Genomic DNA, 18,466 nt, shown 5'->3' on the forward strand with positions numbered 1-18,466 from the left:
GGAATCAAAAGTCGAAACTGAGTTGGGAAGACGTGGCCCCACTGCCGCGTGGGTTGTCGACGCGATCACGGCGCATGCGCGAAGCGTGTTTCTTCACGATGGCGTGATTGGCGGCGTGCACTTCCGGCCGGGCACGCAACGCATGGATGCGCATCTTGGCGTGCCGCGTTGCCACCTCAAGATCGACCAGCGGCACGGGGATGTCTTCGCCCACCTGCACGCCGCAGCGAACCTGCACATCGGCCGGCATGCGCCAGGGCTGCAGGAGCCACGCATCGGGCACGCGCCGCAGGGCCGGCAGCCAGCGCCTGACAAACCGGCCATGCGGGTCCTGGTCTTGCGCCTGCTTGATGGGGTTGTAGACGCGCGTGGTGTTAATGCCGGTGGTGCCGGCTTGCATCTGCATCTGGCTCCAATGAATTCCTGGCTCGTAATCGAGGAACTGCCGCGCCAGCCAAACGCCCACGGGCCGCCAATGCAGCCACAGCGGGTAGGAAGCCACGGACACAAGCATGGCCCGCATGCGAAAGTTGATCCACCCGGTTTCCCTCAGCATGGCTACACAGGCGTCCACCATCGGCCAGCCGGTGCGACCGGCGACCAGGGCGTCAAAGTGATCGGCGTTCCATGCCGATTCACGCAGGCCGTCGTAGCCGTGGTGCAGATTGCGAAACTCGATGGCAGGCTCAGATTCCAGTTTCTGGATGAAGTGGCAATGCCAATGCAGGCGGCTGACAAACGCAGTCAGCCCCTTACGCTGCCACGCCGCATCGTCCCCTGTGCTGGCCTTGAGCTGGAGCAGGCGTTGCTCGGTGGCCTGCACCACTTCGCGCATGCCGAGGCATCCGTATGCCAGGTAGGGAGACAGACGCGAGCAAGCGCTTGGCGCCGTCAACGGCGAAGAGATGCCGCCCCGATAGTTGCGGCTTCGCTCGGACAGGAAATCGTGCAACACCTCAGTGCCCCGCGCGCGTCCACCGCGCTGGCGGCGAGGCGGCGACTGCGCATCCAAGCCGAGCGCCTCGCACGCGGGCCATTCCGTGGCCGGCCAGGGCAGCACGACATCGCTAAGCGCGCCCACCCCCGGCGCCGGCACGCAGGGCGCGTACATATGCTCCGCCCAGCGGTCGTGCCAGACGTCTCGCGTCTGCAAGCGTCGCACCACGCCATGCTGGGGCCACTCGCGCCAAGTCACGGCGTGATGGCGGCACCAGCCAGCAACGGCCTTGTCGCGCGCGAACGTATGACCGTTGCCGGTTTCCTCATGAGACACCAGGCGACTGAACGGCGCTGCCGCATGAAGCCGCCCGAGCACCTCCGTCACTTCGCCCACGGCCACTTGCAACCGTGCGCCGCATGCGCGCAGCTGCTGCGCAAGGTCGTGCAGGCATTCCTGGATAAAGAGATAGTGCTGTGATGCGGCGTCCGGCTGCGCCCACAGGCTTGGCTCGATGACGTACAAACACAAGACTTTTCCCTGGCGGGCAGCGTGGACAAGCGGAGCATGGTCGTGCACCCGCAGGTCGCGCTTGAACCAGACAACGGTGTAGCTCATGGGTCTTCGGCGGCTTGCAGCGCGGCTCGATCGCGCCGTTTGAGTATAAGGACGCCGGCTCCCGCAATGAACGATCCACCGCGCTGGCCAAGCATGAATTTCCAACGCATTCGAGACTCAAATCGCCCGCGACGGCGGGGAAGACACGTTCCTCGGTTTGGCAACGCGCTGCGCCGAATCGCGCTCAGGCGTTGGCCACGAAGCGCGTCACATCCGAGAGCACAGGCCCGAGAAATTGCAACGGCGGGGCCAGTGCGGCCACGAGTGTTTTGTGGTCCAGCCCCGGGTAGACCTTGAGTTCCACGGCGTGCCGATACGCGGTCAGGCGTTCGGCAAGCAATAGCGTATTTCGAAGGACATCTACATATGCATCGTGCTCGCCTGTGAGCAGCAACGCCGGGGGCAACCACCCCTGGCTCACGTGGAAGAACGGCTGGCTGTCCGCTGTTTCATTCGGATGGTTGAACACCGGGCGCACGTCGGCCGCTTGAATCGGCAGGAAGTTGTAAGGGCCGGCCATGCCGATCCAGCCTGACAGTGTTTCAATGCGCAACCCCTGTGCGGCGAGCCAGCGGCTGTCGGTTGCGAGCATCGCCGCGTTATAGGCGCCTGCGCTGTGCCCGGCCACGAAAAGGTGCGCGCCGGCGTAGCCCTGCCCCTCCAGCCACCGCCTTGCGAAAGCCGTGGCAGCTGCGCAGTCGAGCAGGAAGTCCGGGTAGCGCACCTCCGGATACAGCCTGTAGTCGGCCACCATTGCGATGGCTCCCGCCGCGGCCAACGCCTCGCCAACGAACGCATAGTCTTTGCGGTCGCCATCTCGCCACGATCCGCCGTAGAAGAAGACAACCGCACGCGGCGGCCCCTCCATTGGGCGAACAGGCCGGTAGACGTCCAGTCTTTGCCGCGGGTGTTCGCCGTAAGGCAAGCCCAGTGTCGGCACACTTGCGCTCGAGGCAGACACGGCGTTCAGAACGTCCAGTGCCGAACAGCCTGCGAGGCTCGCCAAGGCGGTCGCCATCCATGCTCGACGCGTCACACCGGGCATCGACAGCCTCCATGCGGCAGCAACGCCGGGTGAACGCTCAGATGGCGGTCAATACCGCTCAGGGTCGATGAGAGACGGATCAAATCGAGGCGCATACAGTTTCAGGTCAAGGCAAGACGTTCGACGATATACGTGCGTTTTCGGCGGTTGGATGTGCGCCCGTGAAGGCATTGGCAGACTGCATGACCCATCGGCATGGGATGGCGTAGGGTGCCCGCCCGCACCATCGTCGGCGCCTGCCCCACACCGGAATGGGCGCCGCGCCGGAGTGGAGAAGTCCTCACTAGCATGCCCCTGCAATGTGTATGGACCCGTTCTTCTTCCGTTCGATATCGACGACAATAGCGGCCGTGCCGGCGCATTGGTCCTGAACGACCGCGCGGGCATCTGACTACTCAACGGGAAAAACGCCATGCGCGACATCATTGACGGTTTCCTGCGCTTTCAGCGCGACATCTATCCGCAACGGGTAGAGCTTTTCAAACAACTTGCGACATCACAAAGCCCGAAGGCACTGTTTGTCACGTGCTCGGACAGCCGCGTCGTTCCGGAGCTGCTTACGCAACGCGAACCGGGCGAGCTGTTTGTGATCCGCAACGCGGGCAATATCGTGCCCTCGTATGGCCCCGAGCCGGGCGGTGTTTCGGCGACGGTCGAATATGCCGTCGCAGTGCTGGGCGTGCAGGACATCGTGATCTGCGGCCACTCCGACTGCGGCGCGATGGGCGCCATCTCGCGCTGCACCTGTCTTGACCACCTGCCGGCCGTGGCGAACTGGCTGCGCCATTCCGACGCCGCCAAGGTCATCAACGCGGCGCATACGTTCGATTCGCCCCGCGCCAAGCTGGACGGCCTGGTTCGCGAAAACGTGATCGCACAGTTGGCCAACCTGCGCACACACCCATCGGTGGCGCTGGCGCTTGAGCAGGGCCGCTTGAACCTGCATGGCTGGGTGTATGACATCGAGACCGGCAGCATCGACGCGCTGGATGGCGCAACGCGCAGCTTTGTGCCGCTTGCTGAATCGCCCACCACCGTGGCCGTCGCGTCCCGCAGCCAGCGGCAGGGTTGACCAGGGTGACCGGCGCCTGAAGGCACCGGTCACCAACGGGCTACGCGCGGCGGGTGCAACTCCCGCCGCTCGAGGTCATTCTGCGGGGCGCCGGGTGACCGGATGCGCCTCACTCTCCAGCAGTCTTTCCAAAGCCTCCTCCAGATACGGAAAGCGAAACCGATAGCCGGCCTCCAAGGCCCGCCGCGGTTGCAGGTGCTGACTGCCCAGCAGCAACACCGACATTTCGCCCAGCGCCATTCGCAATACCCAGGCCGGAATCGAGAAGAGCATCGGTCTGCGCAAGGTCGCCGCCAGCGTGCTGGCAAAGTCCGCGTTCCTGACGAGGTCAGGCGCGCACGCATTGAAGGCGCCCCGGCAATCGACGTGGTGCAAAAGAAAATCGATCAGACCGACCATGTCGTCAAGATGGACCCACGGCATCCATTGACGGCCGCTGCCGAGCCGACCACCCAGGCCCATGCTGAACGGCAGACGCAGCTTCGGCAACATACCGCCGTCCGTCGCCAGCACGGGTGCCGTGCGCAGTAACACGACACGCATGCCGAGCGCCTCCGCACGCTGGGCTTCCGTCTCCCACGCGACGCAGAGCTGACTGCCAAAGTCGTCCTTGCCAGAGCGGCTGTCTTCATCAAGGGGCTCCTGCCCTCGATCGCCATACCAGCCAGTGGCCGAACCGGAAACGAGCACGCGAGGGGGCCGCTCGCAACGGCCGAGCCACTCAACGAGTTCGCGGGTGAGGTCGACGCGGCTGCGCCATAGAACTCGCCGCCGCTGAGCAGTCCACGGGCGATCGGCAATCGGTGCTCCGGCCAGATTGATGACCGCATCGAACGGCGGGGCACCCTCCAGTTCGCGCAGCGTCGCCACGCCGCGTGCACCGGCACACAGCCGAGCCACGCGCTCGGGCGTACGGCTCCAGACCACCAGATCGTGCCCCTGCGCCTGCCAATGGCGGCAAAGCGCCCGCCCGATCAAGCCGGTGCCTCCCGTCAACAGGATGCGCAAGATCTGTTGACCTCCTGATCGCGGTAGAGCGCTGCCTGCCGTCGCATCCGTCATAACGCCTCCAGTTTGGCGCGCACTTCGGCGGCACGCGCGTGTAGGGCATCACGCTCGTGCGCTTCCATCTTGGCGAGTTGCCGATACACCATGGCTAGGCGCGGGTTGCGGCCGAACACCTCGCTGTGGCGCGCGAAAAAATCCCAGTACAACGCGTTGTAAGGGCATGCGCGCTCACCGACACGCTGCTTGCTGTCGTAGTGGCAGCCCTTGCAGTAATCGCTCATGCGGGAAAGGTATGCGGCACTGCTGACATACGGCTTGGTCGCAATGCGGCCGCCGTCTGCCCATTGGCTCATCCCGACCGTGTTCGGCAACTCCACCCATTCGAACGCGTCGATGTAAACGCCGAGGTACCAGCGGTGCACGTCGCCGGGTGCGAGCCCTGCCAGCAAGGCGAAGTTGCCGATCACCATGAGGCGCTGAATGTGATGGGCGTGTGCCGTTTGCAACGACTGCCCGATGGCGAGCTGCAGGCAGCGCATCTGGGTCTTTCCGCTCCAGAACCAAGATGGCAGGGGCGCCTCGTGATTCAACACGTTGCAGGACGCGTATCCGGGCATGTGCGCCCAGTAGATGCCGCGAACATATTCGCGCCAGCCCAGGATCTGGCGGATGAACCCTTCCACGGCGGGCAACGGCGCCCTGCCGTGTCGATACGCTGCCTCTGCGCGATTGATCACCTCACGCGGGTTCAGCATCTTCACGTTGAGGGCAAAGGACAGCAGCGAGTGGAACAGCCGCTGGTGACCGCTGCTCATGGCGTCTTCAAAATCGCCGAAGTACGGCAGCACATGCTCGGCAAATGCCTCCAGGCAAGTCAGCGCTTCTGTGCGATTGACCGGCCACCGGAATTCCCCTGCCTGCGGCTCTCCGAAGGACTTCACACCGCTGCGTTGAACCGTCTCCCACAACTCGCGATGGTCATGCACCGGGCGCGCGTCGGCGGGCTCGGGGGGCGAGCCACGCCAAGGCTTGCGATTGTCATGATCGAAATTCCATTGGCCGCCTTCCGGCGCGCCCGTGTCGTCCAGCAGCACAGAAAAGCGGTGGCGCATCTCGCGATAGAAACGCTCCATGAGCCACTGCTTGCGACCTTCGAACATGGCAGCCAGATCATGCCTGCCCGTCAGGAAATGCTCGGTGTCGACTTCGCCTGTGGAAAGCGACTGCGTTTCGGCCCAGTCGCGCAGCTGCGCATCCACGCGCCACTCGTCCGGGGACTGCCATTCGACCCGCTCGGCGCCGTAGTGCCGGGCCAGTGCGGTGAGATTCTCCGTCAGGGACTGGCGGTTGCTCTCATCGTCGATGGCGACATAGCGCACGCGGTGGCCGGCCGATCGCAACACGTTTGCGAAGTCGCGCATGGCCGCGAAGATGGCGAGAATCTTCTGCGCGTGGTGCAGCACGTAGTCGGTTTCTTGCCGCACCTCCATCAGCACGTAGACCACGTCATGATCCACATGCGCAAACCAGGAATGCTGCGGGTTGAGTTGGTCGCCCAGCACCAGCCGGAGGGTCTTGGCACGCTGATTCATGTCATTGCTCGCCGGAACAAGGCGCAACGGTCTTGCGACTCGACTTCGCTCTCGCCCTTGATGTGGTGCATGTACCCTCGCCGCTACTGAGTCGGGTCCTGCCGCTGATGTGTCACGGCAATCAGCGCGGACGTATCAATACCGAGCGAGCGCGCTCGCGCAAAGATCGCCTGTCGCTGCGCGGGGTCAAGTTGCTTGTCTCGTGTCAGCACCCAGCAGTAGCTGCGATCAGGCCCGACAACAAGGGCCCAGCGGTAACCGGGGTCCAGCGCGGCCACGTGATACCCGCCGTAGAACGGGCCGAAGAAGGACACCTTCAATGAACCGGTATCGTGGTCGCCCACGAACAGCGCTTTGCCGATCGCCTCGCGCCATTCGCCCTTCGCGGGGTCATAGCCACGGTTGACCACACGGACGCTGCCGTCGGGTTGCGGCTGATAGGTCGCGGACACATCGGTCAAACCTCGCTCGAACGAGTGATCAAGCCGGGCCTGCTCGTACCAGCGCCCCTGGTAGCGCTGAAGATCGAACGGCGTGACGGCCGTGATGCCTTCGGGCGGGCTCGTTGGCATACAGCCCGCCAGAAGCGTCGCCCCGGCGAGCACCGCTGCCAGCCATTGCAAGCGCGCACGCCGGACGACGCCGATCCGCTTCGACACGCTCAAGCCATGCAGCCCTGCGCGCTTCACGCATTGAAATGCAGGTGTCAATGCATCAACCATCCAAAACCCCTTAGAGTGAATGCCGCACCCAGCGACATGAAACGCCGCGCTACGCAGCGCGTCAACGGTATGCAGCAGAAGACGCGATTCATTTCCGCCAATGAACACGCTTTGAGTCGATATGCCGATCCAAAACAGCGGAATCACGGTGTTTGCGAACAGAGTCGACCGTGAGCAGGTTTTGCATCAAGAAAATTTCGTGCCTGCATTTCCGCGTTACGCGCTCCGTCAGTAGACTTTGGAAGCGGTTTATTGTTCGCCTGAACCCCCTGTACGTACGCCATTGCGATATGCCTACCCAATGCGTTCACGCCGTCCGATCCCTGGTATTCCTTTTGTGCATGCTCGTGGCTGGTGGAGCGCGGGCCGATTGCCGCGACGCCGTGCCCGCACTGCAACTCTCCGGCAAGGGTGCGCTGTGCCTGTTCGGATTCTGCCTCTACGATGCGCAGCTCTGGAGCGCAGAGCTCCCGCCCAGCTATGACGCGCCCTTTGCCTTGGAGGTGACGTATCGGCGCGCGATTGAGCGCAACCGGCTCATCGAAACCGCCATCGACGAGATCCGCAGGCTGCAGGCACCTGTTCCTTCGGATGACACCCTCGCGCAATGGCAGCGTGCGATGGCGCCCGCCTTTCCCGACGTCAAGCCAGGCGACACCTTGTGCGGCGTGTATCTGCCCGGACGCGGTGCACGCTTCTACGCCAATGGACAGCTGACGACCGAGGTGAACGATCCCGTCTTCGCGCGTGCCTTCTTCGATATCTGGCTGGCGCCCGGCACGCGCGCTCCGTCCCTGCGACGTCACCTCCTGGGCAAGTCACGTTGATGCGGGCACGGCTAGTTGGCATCTCCCGGCGACTGGAAGCCCGGCTTCCCGATCTGGGCCGGCACCTGGGGCACACGCCGGAAACGCGAAATGTCGTAGCCCATCTCGTCGAACCGGCTCAGCGCCGCGCGATAGTCGGCATCGCTCATGTCGGGGTCGCGCGAAAACACCCAGCCCAGGCTCTTGTCCGGGTAGCCGAGCAGCGTCACGCGGTATTCCGGGTCGACGTACAGCGTCAGTTGCGAGACGTAGATGGGCCAGAACAGCCGCACGCGCCATTCGCCGCCGCCACTGCCGTCCACCACCGAATCGACAAACTGCATGCGTTTGAACGGCGCATCGAAGCTGCCCGGCCGGTAGACGTAGGCATCGTCAATACGGCCATCGGGCCGCAGGGACCATTCGGCGTAGCTGCCGACATTGCCGCGCTCGCCAAAGTACGGAATGTTGGCAATGACATACCAGCGGCCCATGTAGCGGGGCAAATCAACCGGTACGGTCTTGAGCGGCACGGCGGCCCGCGGGTTGGGATTCGGCGGCGGGCCGGAACAGGCAGCGCTGGCAAGCGCCAGCGCCACTGCAGCCAGGCCCTGCGCCCAACCTGACAGGGTAAGCCAACGGTGGCCTCTTTGATGCGTTCTCATCGTGCTCTCCTCTATGCGGTGGCCGGCCAAGCCGGCTGGTTTGTTTGCGTGCTGAGCGCCGCGCGCGATGCCGCGTGGGTCGGCATCGTCTTTGTCGCGGCACTGCTGGCGCTTCATCTGCGGCAAGCCCGCCAGCCGTCCCTGGAATGGCGGCTGGTGGTGTCGGTCGTGGTACTCGCGGCGCCGTGGGAGACGCTCCTGATACGAGGTGGGCTGATCGTCTATCCGCATGGGACCATGTGGCCCGGCATCGTGCCGCCCTGGCTGCTGGCGCTGTGGGTGCTGTTCGCGATCCAAGTGAATGTCCTCTTTCGTTGGCTGCGCGGCAGGTGGTGGCTGGCGATGGTGCTCGGCGCCATTGCCGGCCCGCTGTCGTTCCGTGCGGGAGCGGCGCTTGGGGCGGCACACATTTCCGACCTGCCCGCCACGCTGGGCGCGTTGGCCGTCGGTTGGGCGCTATGGATGCCGCTCCTGGTTTGGATGGGTGCGCGCAGCGACGGAACAGCCATTCCGCCCTGACTACCGCCGGCGCTCTACCATCCGTTAGCGCTTGACGAAGCGGTAGTGCGCCACGCCCCACTCGTTGCCGCCGGCATAACCGAACAAGGTCGACACCGCCAGATAGAACATGCGCCACCGCTGGAACCACACGGCCGCCTGCTGCTCGCCATAGGTCTGCACGAATACAGGCATCAACCGGCCGCGCGCAGCGTCAAGATTGGCCAGCCAATGATCGGCGGTGCGCGCGTAGTGCATGCCACTGACCCACCAGTGGCGCGCCACGCGCAGATCGTCCTGGAACTCCAGCAGCAACGCCTCCGATGGCATCGTGCCGCCGGTAAAGAAGTACTTCGACATCCAGTCGGTGCCGTCCTGCACCTGAAAGTGATACGCCAGCGTGCGATGCGCGAAGATGTGCACAAATAGCACCGCATCCGGTCGCATCCAGCGTGCGATCTTGCCCAGCAGCAGGCCGTAGTTCTTCATGTGCTCGAACATCTCGATCGACACGACCCGGTCGAAGAGGCCACCCTTGGGCATCTCTGCAAAATCGAAATCGACAATGTTTCCCGTGTGCACGGTGAGGTTCGTCAATCCGCGCTCGGCGGCCCGGGCCTCGATCCAGCTGCGCTGACCGCGCGAATTCGACAACGCCACGATGCGCGCGTTGGGATAGCGCTTGGCCATCCATAGCGACAACGAACCCCAACCGCATCCGAGGTCCAGAATGCACTGCCCATCGGCCAGGCTGGCACGCTCGGCGTAGCACGCAAACATCGCCTCTTCGGCTTCGGCCAGCGTTTCGCTGCCGTTCGGGTACAGGGCGCAGGAGTACTTCAACTGCGGTCCCAGATGGGCCTCGAAGAATGCGGGCGGCAGCTCATAGTGCTGTGTGTTGGCCGCGTCGGTCTCAATGGCGATGGGGCTGGCGTGCAGCTCATCCAGCAACGCGTTGAAGCGCCGTGCGCGCAGTTCGCCATCGTGAAGACCCTCGTCTCGCAAGCGTTGGCGCATGAGGGCGCGCATGCCCGCGCGCACCAGCCCATCCGGCAGCCATCCGCGCTCACAGCACTGGATGAGCCAGCTGTCACTGGCGTCGGCCGCAGCTTGCGGCGGTAGGGTCGGCGTGGACAGCACAGTCATGAAAAGCTCCTTGGAATCTGTACGTGGGTACGTCAGTGGCGCGGGGGCCATGGGATCAGCACGCTCGTTGTGCGGGCGTATTCGGCGTAGTCGTCTCGCGTTGCGCGCATGTGGGCTTCAAGCATGGGAACGCCCGAGACCTTGATGAGCAGCCACGCCATGGCCACCGGCGGCAACAGCGTCAGCCATGCCCACGGCGTGCCGAGCGCCAGCGGCACGTAGGCCAGCCAGTGCACGCATTCAAAGAAATAATTGGGATGCCGCGAATAGCGCCACAGCCCCGCCCGGCAGGTCTTGCCGCGGTTGGCCGGGTCCGCCGCAAAGCTGCGCAGTTGCCGGTCCGCCAGGGCCTCGCCGGCCACCGCAATCAGCCACAGCGCAATTGCAATCGCCACGGCAAACGCGCCTGGTGGATCGGGGCGGTAGCTCGGCACGGCAAACGCGATCGACAGAAACATCGATACCGCCGCCTGCACCTGGAAGAAGCCGAACATGTTTCGGGGTGCGGCTGCGCCCCACTCCTGGCGCAACTTGCGGTAGCGCGCGTCTTCCGGCTTGCCGGCATTGCGCTGCCACAAGTGCCAGCCCAGGCGCACGCCCCACACCGCGCCACCCGCACCGACCAGCAAGCGTGCAGGCAACGAGCCCGTGCCCAACCCGGCGTACAGCAATGCAACCGCGCCCAGGGAGAATGCCCAGACCGGATCGACCATGCCGGCATTCTCGGTGCGCAACTGCCACGCCCACACGGCACTGAACACCGCCACCAGGAATACCAGCGCGACGAGCGCGACCCCGATCGCAGGCATGGTCACCCCCGCTCCAGCAGAAACTGCGACACGCCGATCCGGCCCTCGTCAAAGCCGGCCTCGCAATAGGCGAAATACAGGCGCCAGATGCGGATGAAGGGCTCGTCGAATCCGAGTGCCCGCACAGCATCGAGCCGGGCCTCGAAACGCTGGTTCCACCGACGCAGGGTCTCTGCGTAGTCGCGGCCGAAGTCGAGGCGGTCGACCACACGCAAGCCATGCTGCTCCGCCAGCTTGATGAAGCGCTCGCGGCTGGGCAGCATGCCGCCGGGGAAGATGAACTGCTGGATGAAATCGGTGCCGGCGCGGTAGCGCTCGAAATGCGCCTCGTCGATGGTGATGCTCTGCACCAGGGCGCGGCCGCCATGCCGCAGACAGCGCACCAGCGTCCGGAAGTAGCTTGGCCAGTAAGCCTCGCCCACCGCCTCGAACATCTCGATGGAGGCGATGGCGTCGTATGCGCCGTCCAGGTCCCGATAGTCGCGCAGTTCAACGCGCGCCCGGGGCTCGTCGGCCAGGCGCTCTGCCGTGTAGCGGCGCTGTTCTTCCGAGAGCGTGATGCCGTGCACATGCGCACCGCGCGCGCAGGCCATCTCCATCAGGCCGCCCCATCCGCAGCCGATTTCCAGCACGTCCATGCCTGGCTCTACCCTCAGCAGATCGCACACGCGCCGGTATTTGGCGGTTTGCGCTTCCGCAAGCCCGTGCCGCAGATTGCCGTTGAACCACGCAGACGAATACGCCATGCCCTCGTCCAGCCACAGCCGGTAGAAATCGTTGCCGAGGTCGTAATGCAAGTGGATATTGCGGCGACTGCCGCGACGGCTGTTCCGGCGGAGCAGATGGCGGATCCGAAGGACGGAGCGCGCCAGCGCATGCCCGAAGATCGCCTGGTCGAGCGTGGCGGCATTGACGATGGCCAGCCGCAGCAGGTTGGTGAGGTTGGCCGAGTCGACCCATCCGTCTCGGTATGCCTCCGCAAAACCCACGTCACCGCTGCGCAGGATGCGCCCGCATGCACGCCAGTCGGTAATGCGCAGGTCCGCCACCAGCGGCGACGCGGCATCACCGATCTGCACATCGCCATCGGGCGTGACAAGGTGAAGGAAGCCGTGCCGCAACCGGCCGGCCAATGCCAGGAACAGCCGGCCGGCCGCAGGAACATGAGGCGGCACCCAGGAGAGGGAGCGCGAGGCTGTCATCGGGAATTCTCCGGAGAAGTTCTGTCGTGGGCATTGCGGCCAAAGAACGGCACGCCCTTGAGCCACAGGCGCAGGGCCTGCCAATGGATGCGACCAATGACTTGCAGCGCAAGCAGCGGCTGCCGCAACAGCGCGCGTCGCAGGTGTGCGGCGTCGAAAGGCTGGAGCCGGCCACCGATGGCGGTGTGCAGCAAGGCGCCCTCTCGGTCGTGATAGTCAATACGCACCAGCGCCGTTGCCGCGGTCTCGGCAAAACGGAACCGGTAACCGCCCTCGACCCTGCAGAAGGGCGACACATGCAGTTGCTTGCGGCACGTCAGCAGGGTGTGCGCATCGATGGCCCCGCCGTCCTGCGCACAGAGCAGGTACTGATGGTGCTGGCCGAAGGTGTTGTTGACCTCGGCCAAAACGGCGCGCAGCGTGCCGGCTGCGTCGTGGCAGTACCAGAACGAGACAGGGTTGAACATCCAGCCGGCAATGCGCGGAAAGGTCTGCAGCCAGACCTCGCCATCGGCAGGCAGGCCCGCGCTGCTCAGCATGCTACGTATCCAGGCGAGCAGGTCAGAACCGTCTCGCGGGCCGTAGTCGCGCATGCGCAAAGACAGCGGCCGCCAGCAGTCCACGCCAAACCACGTGCCCGTCAGGCGCCCCAGTGCCGAGAGCTTCACGCGCACGGCAAACACCGGGTAGACGAAGCGATGCGCCACCGGCCGCAGGCGGCGGTGCATGACCTGGCCGACCAGAAGCTGCGCGTCACCGTTCATGGCGCCACCTTTGCCCAGGCCGGAGCGCAGCCAAAATCCGCCACCACGCGCAGTGCAGACTTCAGCCCGTCCTCATGGAAGCCGTAGCCGGTCCAGGCACCCGCAAACCAGGTGCGACTGCGACCTTGCAATGCCGGCAGGCGAGCCTGCGCGTCGATGGCCGGTTGATCGAACACCGGATGCTCGTACTCGAACCGCTGATACTCCAGCTCGGGCGCGGGTGGCGCTGACGGGTTGAGCGTGACCACCACGGGCGTCGACACCGGCAGCGGTTGCAACTGGTTCAGCAGGTAGCTGACGCACGGTGCGCCCGCTGTCGTGCCGGCATGCGGCGCATCCAGATAGTTCCACGCCGACCACACGCGTCGCCGACGCGGCAACAGGCGTGTATCGCGGTGCAGGAATGCCGTATTGGGCTGATAGCGGAATACGCCCAGCACGGCGCGCTCGTCGTCCGTGGCGTCGTCGAGCAGACGCAGGGTCTGCGGGGCGTGCGTGGCCAGCACCACGGCGTCGTATCGCTCGCTTCCCGAATCCGTGCGGATATCGACATAGGTCTCTGCCCGGCGGATGCCTCGCACCGGCGTGCCGACACGCACATCGGCCAGCCGGCTCGCAATGGCGCGCACGTAGCTCCGCGCGCCACCCTTGACGGTGCGCCAACGGGGGCGGTTGAAGACCTGTAGCAAACCATGGTTCAAGCAAAACCGCAGGAACGTTTCGGCGGGGAACGACAGGATGTCGCGGCTGGGCGTGGACCAGATTGCGGCGGCCATCGGCAGCAGATAGTGCGCACAGAACGGCTCACCATAGCGGCCAGCCGCCAGCAGCGCGCCCAGGCTTTGGCGTTCGGCGCGCGCCGCAGCCAGGTTGGCGTGCGCCTGGCGGTTAAAGCGAAGAATGTCGCTCAGCATCGACAGGAACCTCGCCGACACGAGATTGCGCGGCTGCGCAAAGACCGTGCTGAGGCTGGTGCCGGCCCACTCCAGGGCCCCACCGTCAACCGACACGCTGAACGACATGTCGCTCTCGCAATGCGCCACGCCAAGCTCGTCAAACAGCGCAATCAGGTTCGGATACGTGCGCGCGTTGAACACGAGAAAGCCGGTGTCCACGCCGAACACCTGGCCGCCCTCCTCGATGTCGACGGTATTCGTATGTCCGCCCAGCCGGGGGGCCGCCTCGAACAGCGTCATGGCGTGCCGCTTCGCAAGAAAATGCGCGGCCGCCAGCCCCGATATGCCGGAGCCGACCACGGCGATGCGCTTTGCAGGAAACTGAAGAATGTTCAAGGCGATGTCTCTAGGGGTGGCTCGGTGCTCATCCGCCGTTACGGCCGGGCAGCAGCGCAAGAAACTCGCGCCGCAGGCTGGGATCGGACAGAAACACGCCGCGCATCACGCTGCTCACCATGCGCGACTCGTCGTCCTTCGTGCCGCGCCAGTGCATGCAGTAGTGCTCGGCTTCCAGCACGACCGCCAGGCCGTCGGGCGCCATGCGGTCTTCCAGCAGATCGGCAATCTGCTTGATGGCTTCTTCCTGGATCTGCGGGCGGCTCATGACCCAATCGATCAGCCGGGCGTACTTGGACAGTCCGATCAACTGGGAGTCCTTGTTCGGCATGACACCCACCCATGCACGCCCCATGACCGGGCACAGGTGGTGTGAGCAGGCACTGCGCACGCGCAACGGCCCCACCACCATGAGTTCGTTGAGCCGCTCTGCATTCGGAAATGCAGTCACTTCGGGGGCGTCGACATAGCGCCCGGCAAATACCTCGCGCACGAACATCTTGGCGACGCGGCGCGCCGTCTCCCGACTGTTGTGGTCTTGCTCCACGTCGATGACCAGCGCGCGCAGCACGCCCTGCAGGCGCTCCTCGACCTCGGCCTGGAGCAGGTCGAGCTCGCCGTCGCGCAGGTAGGCGGCAATGTTGTCATTGGCGTGAAAGCGGTGGCCGGCGCTCATCAACCGCTCCCGAATCCGGACAGAGAGCGGCACGCTGCCAGCCGCCCCGGCAAACCCGGGCGGATCCAAAGTCAGTTTCATTGAAGTTGCCTCCGAAAATTCGGCGGTGCTCCCACCGCCCATGCCGCCTCAGGCGAGCTGGCGAGCGAGGTGGATGGGACGCATACGCTCCTATACGCAGCTAACCCGCAGGTGGATTCAGCGTCTCGGCCCGGATGGCGAATTCCATCGCGTCTTCGAGCATCAGCCGCGCGCGGTTGGCGACGTCCCCTAGATGGCGGTGCAGTTGTTCATCGAGCGCCGACCGCACCGCGCAGCCGTCGCTGAAACGCTCGAATGCGTCGAGCTGGCGGATCAGCCCGACAAGATGCCGTGGGCACTCGCAGGCAATCGTCTGCGATGCGTTTGCGAAAATTTCCAGCTGGCGGTCTGAAAACCGGCGGGCATTGCGCCGCAGCGGTTCGAGCTTTCCGTAGACCGCGTCGACGCGGACGAGCTGTGCCAGTTCTTGCAGCACCTGGTCCAGTTCTCCATGCGCATTGGGTTCCCGATACAGCCGCACGCCGGCCGCGCGCAGCATGTCGGTGGCGCGAACGGTGCCGAAGCTGTAGATCACGCCCACGGCGCTGGCGCCGGACCGGCGCGCTGCTGCCAGAAGTGCTTCCGCCGTCTCCGGATGCAGGGACGCGGCCTCCACGATCAGCGCATCTGCGTGGGGCAGCTGCTCGAGCGGTGCCTCGCCGTCGAGGGCGGGCAGCGCGATGACCGGCTCGATCCCGAGCGACGCCAGCGTGGCCTTCCTGCGCCGGACACGCTCCGCCAGCACGGTCCCACAGACGGCGAGCGAAATGGCGGTGCTGGATGGTGCAGGCACCGGCGTTTCAGCTGCCGCGGAGGTCTCCAGCAACTGCTGGAGTTCGGCGCTGTCGGCATGCGCAATGGCGCCAATCGCGTGCCCCTGATTGACCAGGGAACGCAGCAGCACGAGGCGCTTGACGTCCTCGCTCGAATACAAGCGCTGACCAGACTCGGATTTGGCCGGCGAAATCACGCCATAGCGCTGCTCCCACACCCGTAGGGTGGACACAGGCATCTTGGCCATGCGGGCGGCGGTTCCGCTTCGGTACATTGGCGCCGCGTTGTCTTCGTGTGGCACGTGCGTCTCCATGCAAGAGCTGCTTTGCTGACATGAAACGCTGTGCCGCTGACATCGTCAATGAAATGAAGCGCAAAACGCGCTTTTCGGTCGCACATGAGTCGGGATTGAGTCGCGATTCCGGTGTGAGCCCGTTGCGCATAGCTTTCCATTGCCGAGATCCCCCCTTATGCCGTACCCCAACGGCCGTAGCGCTTAGTTGTTATTCACTGGCTGCTCGGAGCGGCGCGCCGACCATCCGCATCTCCACAAGACTGCTGAAGAAGCCCTCGCCGCCCACGTAATCCTGAGGTGGGGATCGGGAAAACCCACCCTTGACCTCTAATATATCAATCCATAAATTCTGATATATCAAAAGGCGTGCACCGGTTCAGCAGCTTCCGGCCTGGGCGACACGTCAGAGAAAAACACCGACGAGGAGACCCATGACAGCGCCCTTCCATCACCGGCGGCGGCCGGCCTTCAATGCCCGCACCCCGGACAATCCATCCCGGCGCGCCTTTCTGAGCTACGGCGGTGCCGTGGTCGGCGGGGCGCTCGTGAGCGCCTGTGGCGGCGGTTCCGACAACGCCGCGGCACCGGTTGCCACCACGCCCACGGCCCCCGTGCAGGCAGATCCGATCTGGGGCCCGAGCGGGCTGGCCACCACCATCATTTCTTCGCTGAAGAGCGTGGCGCAGAGTGCATTCCCGGCCGTGGATTTCCAGGTCGAGGCGTATGGCGCGCAGCCCTGCAGCGTTGTCGCGCAGACGAGCCCCTACACCGATCCGACCAAGTCGCCCGTCAGTTCAGGCGCCGGCGCAACGCAGGCACCCGGTGCATTCGATTCGCGCCCCGCGTTTCTGGCAGCCATTGCAGCTTGCAGCGCAGCAGGCGGCGGGCGCGTGGTGGTGCCTTCGGGCACGTGGTATTGCGCCGGGCCAATCGTCCTGCAGAGCAACGTCAACTTTCACCTCAGCGCCAACTGCACGATTTACTTCAGCGCCAATCCGGCCGATTACGCCAAGGATGGCCCCATCGACTGCGGCACCAACGGCAAGCTTTATTACAGCCGCTGGCAAGCCGACGATTGCCTGAATTTCGGCTCGCCCATCTACGCACGCAACGCTAGCAACATCGCATTGACGGGCGAAGGCGCGACTTCGGTGCTCAACGGCCAAGCCATGACGCCGTTTGCCGGAACGGGCAACACCAGCACGTGCTGGTGGACCTTCAAAGGCACCAACGGCGCCTATGGTTGCGCAAGCCCGAGCACGCCGTCGCAGGCTTACAGCAACCCGAACAACGTCGACTTGCAGACCGCTGCGCCCGGCATTCCGAGCGCGCTGTACGCACAGCTCACCAATCCTGCGACGCCGTGGCAGCAAGACCAGAACTATCTGCCGGCGCTGTCCGAAGCCGGCGTTCCGGTCGAGAAGCGCATCTTCGGGCTCGGGCATTACCTGCGCCCCTGCATGGTGGAGTTCATTGGCTGCACCAACGTGCTGATGGAAAACTACCGCACGGTCAACACGCCCTTCTGGCAACACCATCCGGTGCACTGCACGAACGTGGTGATCCGTGGCGTGACGGTCGACAGCATCGGCCCGAACAACGACGGCTTCGATCCCGACGCCTGCAGCAACGTGCTGTGTGAAAACGTCACGTTCAACACGGGCGACGACTGCATCGCCATCAAGTCGGGCAAGAATCTCGACACCGGCTACGGCCCGGCGCAAGACCACGTCATCCAGAACTGCACGATGAACAGCGGCCACGGCGGCATCACGCTGGGCAGCGAGATGGGCGGCGGCGTGCAGAACATCTATGCGCGCAATCTGGCGATGCTCAATCAGTTCTGGGCAACAAACTCGCTGAACATCGCCATCCGCATCAAGACCAACATGAACCGCGGCGGGTTCGTGAAGAACTTCTATGTGACCAACGTCAGCCTGCCCAACGGCGTCAATCTCACAGGCGCCGGCTACGGCAGCAAGATGCTCGCAGGCAGCCCGATCAACGGCACGGTGCCCCTGGGCGTGGTGACGACCAACGCGGCAAACCCGTCGGCATCCCAAGGCGGGATCATCACGTTCGACTGCGATTACCAGCCCGCTGCCGACGCCATCCGCACGCGGCCGGCCCTGGTGCAGAACGTGAACATCTCCAACGTGACCGCCGGCAATGTCACCACCGGCGGCCTGACGGGCTCGTGCTTCCAGGCCATCGTTGCGCAGGGCCCGGTGGCGTTCGACTACAACGGCCCGCTGCCCGTGCCCGCCATTCCGCCAATCACCGGCGTGACGATCGCGAACTGCAACTTCGGCACACCCACCGCAGCAGGCCCGGCAAGCGCCACCACGCCGGGGCCGCTCTACGCCTACAACGTGCACGACATCACCCTGCAGAACGTGGTGATCGCAGGACAGACCTTCAACACCACCGTGACCGACGCCCGCTGAGCGATCGGCATCCGTTG

General features: G+C 64.8%; 17 protein-coding genes. 4 read left to right on the forward strand and 13 right to left on the reverse strand.

Going from position 1 to position 18,466, the window contains the following annotated elements; translation table 11 throughout:
* Window positions 1-4 precede the first annotated feature (4 nt).
* A complete protein-coding gene (locus N5B55_RS21065; protein WP_304539944.1) occupies window positions 5-1,555 on the reverse strand; it encodes a cryptochrome/deoxyribodipyrimidine photo-lyase family protein in 1,551 nt (516 codons plus the stop codon).
* A gap of 184 nt (window positions 1,556-1,739) precedes the next feature.
* Window positions 1,740-2,600 carry an alpha/beta hydrolase gene (locus N5B55_RS21070; RefSeq protein ID WP_304539945.1) on the reverse strand — a complete coding sequence of 287 codons (861 nt, stop codon included), beginning with the start codon at window positions 2,598-2,600 and terminating at the stop codon, window positions 1,740-1,742.
* A gap of 412 nt (window positions 2,601-3,012) precedes the next feature.
* On the opposite strand from N5B55_RS21070, the gene N5B55_RS21075 reads away from it, so the two are divergent.
* On the forward strand, window positions 3,013-3,672 hold the full coding sequence (locus tag N5B55_RS21075; RefSeq protein ID WP_154207630.1) for a carbonic anhydrase: 660 nt from the start codon (window positions 3,013-3,015) through the stop codon (window positions 3,670-3,672).
* A gap of 75 nt (window positions 3,673-3,747) precedes the next feature.
* Here the strand turns inward: N5B55_RS21075 and N5B55_RS21080 are convergent, their stop codons facing one another.
* The 3 genes from N5B55_RS21080 to N5B55_RS21090 form a co-directional block, all read right to left on the reverse strand.
* A complete protein-coding gene (locus N5B55_RS21080; RefSeq protein ID WP_304539946.1) occupies window positions 3,748-4,680 on the reverse strand; it encodes a TIGR01777 family oxidoreductase in 933 nt (310 codons plus the stop codon).
* A 50-nt stretch (window positions 4,681-4,730) separates the two neighbouring features.
* Window positions 4,731-6,272: a cryptochrome/photolyase family protein gene (locus tag N5B55_RS21085; RefSeq protein ID WP_304539947.1), complete on the reverse strand. Its 1,542-nt coding sequence runs from the start codon at window positions 6,270-6,272 to the stop codon at window positions 4,731-4,733.
* A gap of 83 nt (window positions 6,273-6,355) precedes the next feature.
* Window positions 6,356-6,994, reverse strand: a complete 639-nt coding sequence (locus N5B55_RS21090) for a lipocalin family protein (protein WP_369812457.1) — start codon at window positions 6,992-6,994, stop codon at window positions 6,356-6,358.
* A 347-nt stretch (window positions 6,995-7,341) separates the two neighbouring features.
* Between N5B55_RS21090 and N5B55_RS21095 the strand changes: the two genes are divergently transcribed.
* Window positions 7,342-7,821 (forward strand): chalcone isomerase family protein, encoded by a 480-nt coding sequence (locus N5B55_RS21095; RefSeq protein ID WP_304541772.1) that lies wholly within the window; start codon window positions 7,342-7,344, stop codon window positions 7,819-7,821.
* Window positions 7,822-7,832: 11 nt separating this feature from the next.
* Here N5B55_RS21095 and N5B55_RS21100 read toward each other — a convergent pair whose 3' ends face one another.
* Window positions 7,833-8,465 (reverse strand): lipocalin family protein, encoded by a 633-nt coding sequence (locus tag N5B55_RS21100; protein WP_154207627.1) that lies wholly within the window; start codon window positions 8,463-8,465, stop codon window positions 7,833-7,835.
* Here N5B55_RS21100 and N5B55_RS21105 point away from each other — a divergent pair.
* Window positions 8,454-8,984 carry a DUF2878 domain-containing protein gene (locus tag N5B55_RS21105; protein ID WP_304539948.1) on the forward strand — a complete coding sequence of 177 codons (531 nt, stop codon included), beginning with the start codon at window positions 8,454-8,456 and terminating at the stop codon, window positions 8,982-8,984. The two genes, N5B55_RS21100 and N5B55_RS21105, sit on opposite strands and share 12 nt — an antisense overlap.
* A 24-nt stretch (window positions 8,985-9,008) precedes the next feature.
* Here N5B55_RS21105 and N5B55_RS21110 read toward each other — a convergent pair whose 3' ends face one another.
* From N5B55_RS21110 to N5B55_RS21140, 7 genes are all read right to left on the reverse strand, one after another.
* A complete protein-coding gene (locus N5B55_RS21110) occupies window positions 9,009-10,109 on the reverse strand; it encodes an SAM-dependent methyltransferase (RefSeq protein WP_304539949.1) in 1,101 nt (366 codons plus the stop codon).
* Between the two features lie 32 nt (window positions 10,110-10,141).
* Complete coding sequence (locus N5B55_RS21115; RefSeq protein WP_304539950.1) at window positions 10,142-10,918, reverse strand: DUF1295 domain-containing protein; 777 nt, start codon at window positions 10,916-10,918, stop codon at window positions 10,142-10,144.
* A gap of 2 nt (window positions 10,919-10,920) precedes the next feature.
* Window positions 10,921-12,120, reverse strand: a complete 1,200-nt coding sequence (locus N5B55_RS21120) for an SAM-dependent methyltransferase (RefSeq protein ID WP_154207623.1) — start codon at window positions 12,118-12,120, stop codon at window positions 10,921-10,923.
* Window positions 12,117-12,884: a DUF1365 domain-containing protein gene (locus N5B55_RS21125; protein ID WP_065855456.1), complete on the reverse strand. Its 768-nt coding sequence runs from the start codon at window positions 12,882-12,884 to the stop codon at window positions 12,117-12,119. Before N5B55_RS21125 ends, N5B55_RS21120 begins: the two co-directional genes overlap by 4 nt.
* Complete coding sequence (locus tag N5B55_RS21130; protein ID WP_304539951.1) at window positions 12,881-14,176, reverse strand: NAD(P)/FAD-dependent oxidoreductase; 1,296 nt, start codon at window positions 14,174-14,176, stop codon at window positions 12,881-12,883. Before N5B55_RS21130 ends, N5B55_RS21125 begins: the two co-directional genes overlap by 4 nt.
* A 28-nt stretch (window positions 14,177-14,204) precedes the next feature.
* On the reverse strand, window positions 14,205-14,933 hold the full coding sequence (gene folE, locus N5B55_RS21135; protein ID WP_065855459.1) for a GTP cyclohydrolase I: 729 nt from the start codon (window positions 14,931-14,933) through the stop codon (window positions 14,205-14,207).
* Between the two features lie 100 nt (window positions 14,934-15,033).
* Window positions 15,034-16,020 carry a MerR family transcriptional regulator gene (locus N5B55_RS21140; RefSeq protein ID WP_154207620.1) on the reverse strand — a complete coding sequence of 329 codons (987 nt, stop codon included), beginning with the start codon at window positions 16,018-16,020 and terminating at the stop codon, window positions 15,034-15,036.
* A 413-nt stretch (window positions 16,021-16,433) separates the two neighbouring features.
* Here N5B55_RS21140 and N5B55_RS21145 point away from each other — a divergent pair, with 413 nt between their 5' ends.
* The gene (locus tag N5B55_RS21145) at window positions 16,434-18,449 is read left to right on the forward strand and encodes a glycoside hydrolase family 28 protein (RefSeq protein ID WP_304539952.1); all 2,016 of its coding nucleotides are present in this window, start codon (window positions 16,434-16,436) and stop codon (window positions 18,447-18,449) included.
* The last annotated feature ends 17 nt before the right edge of the window (window positions 18,450-18,466 follow it).

Origin of the sequence: Ralstonia pickettii (assembly GCF_030582395.1) — a bacterium.
GTDB lineage: Bacteria > Pseudomonadota > Gammaproteobacteria > Burkholderiales > Burkholderiaceae > Ralstonia > Ralstonia pickettii_D.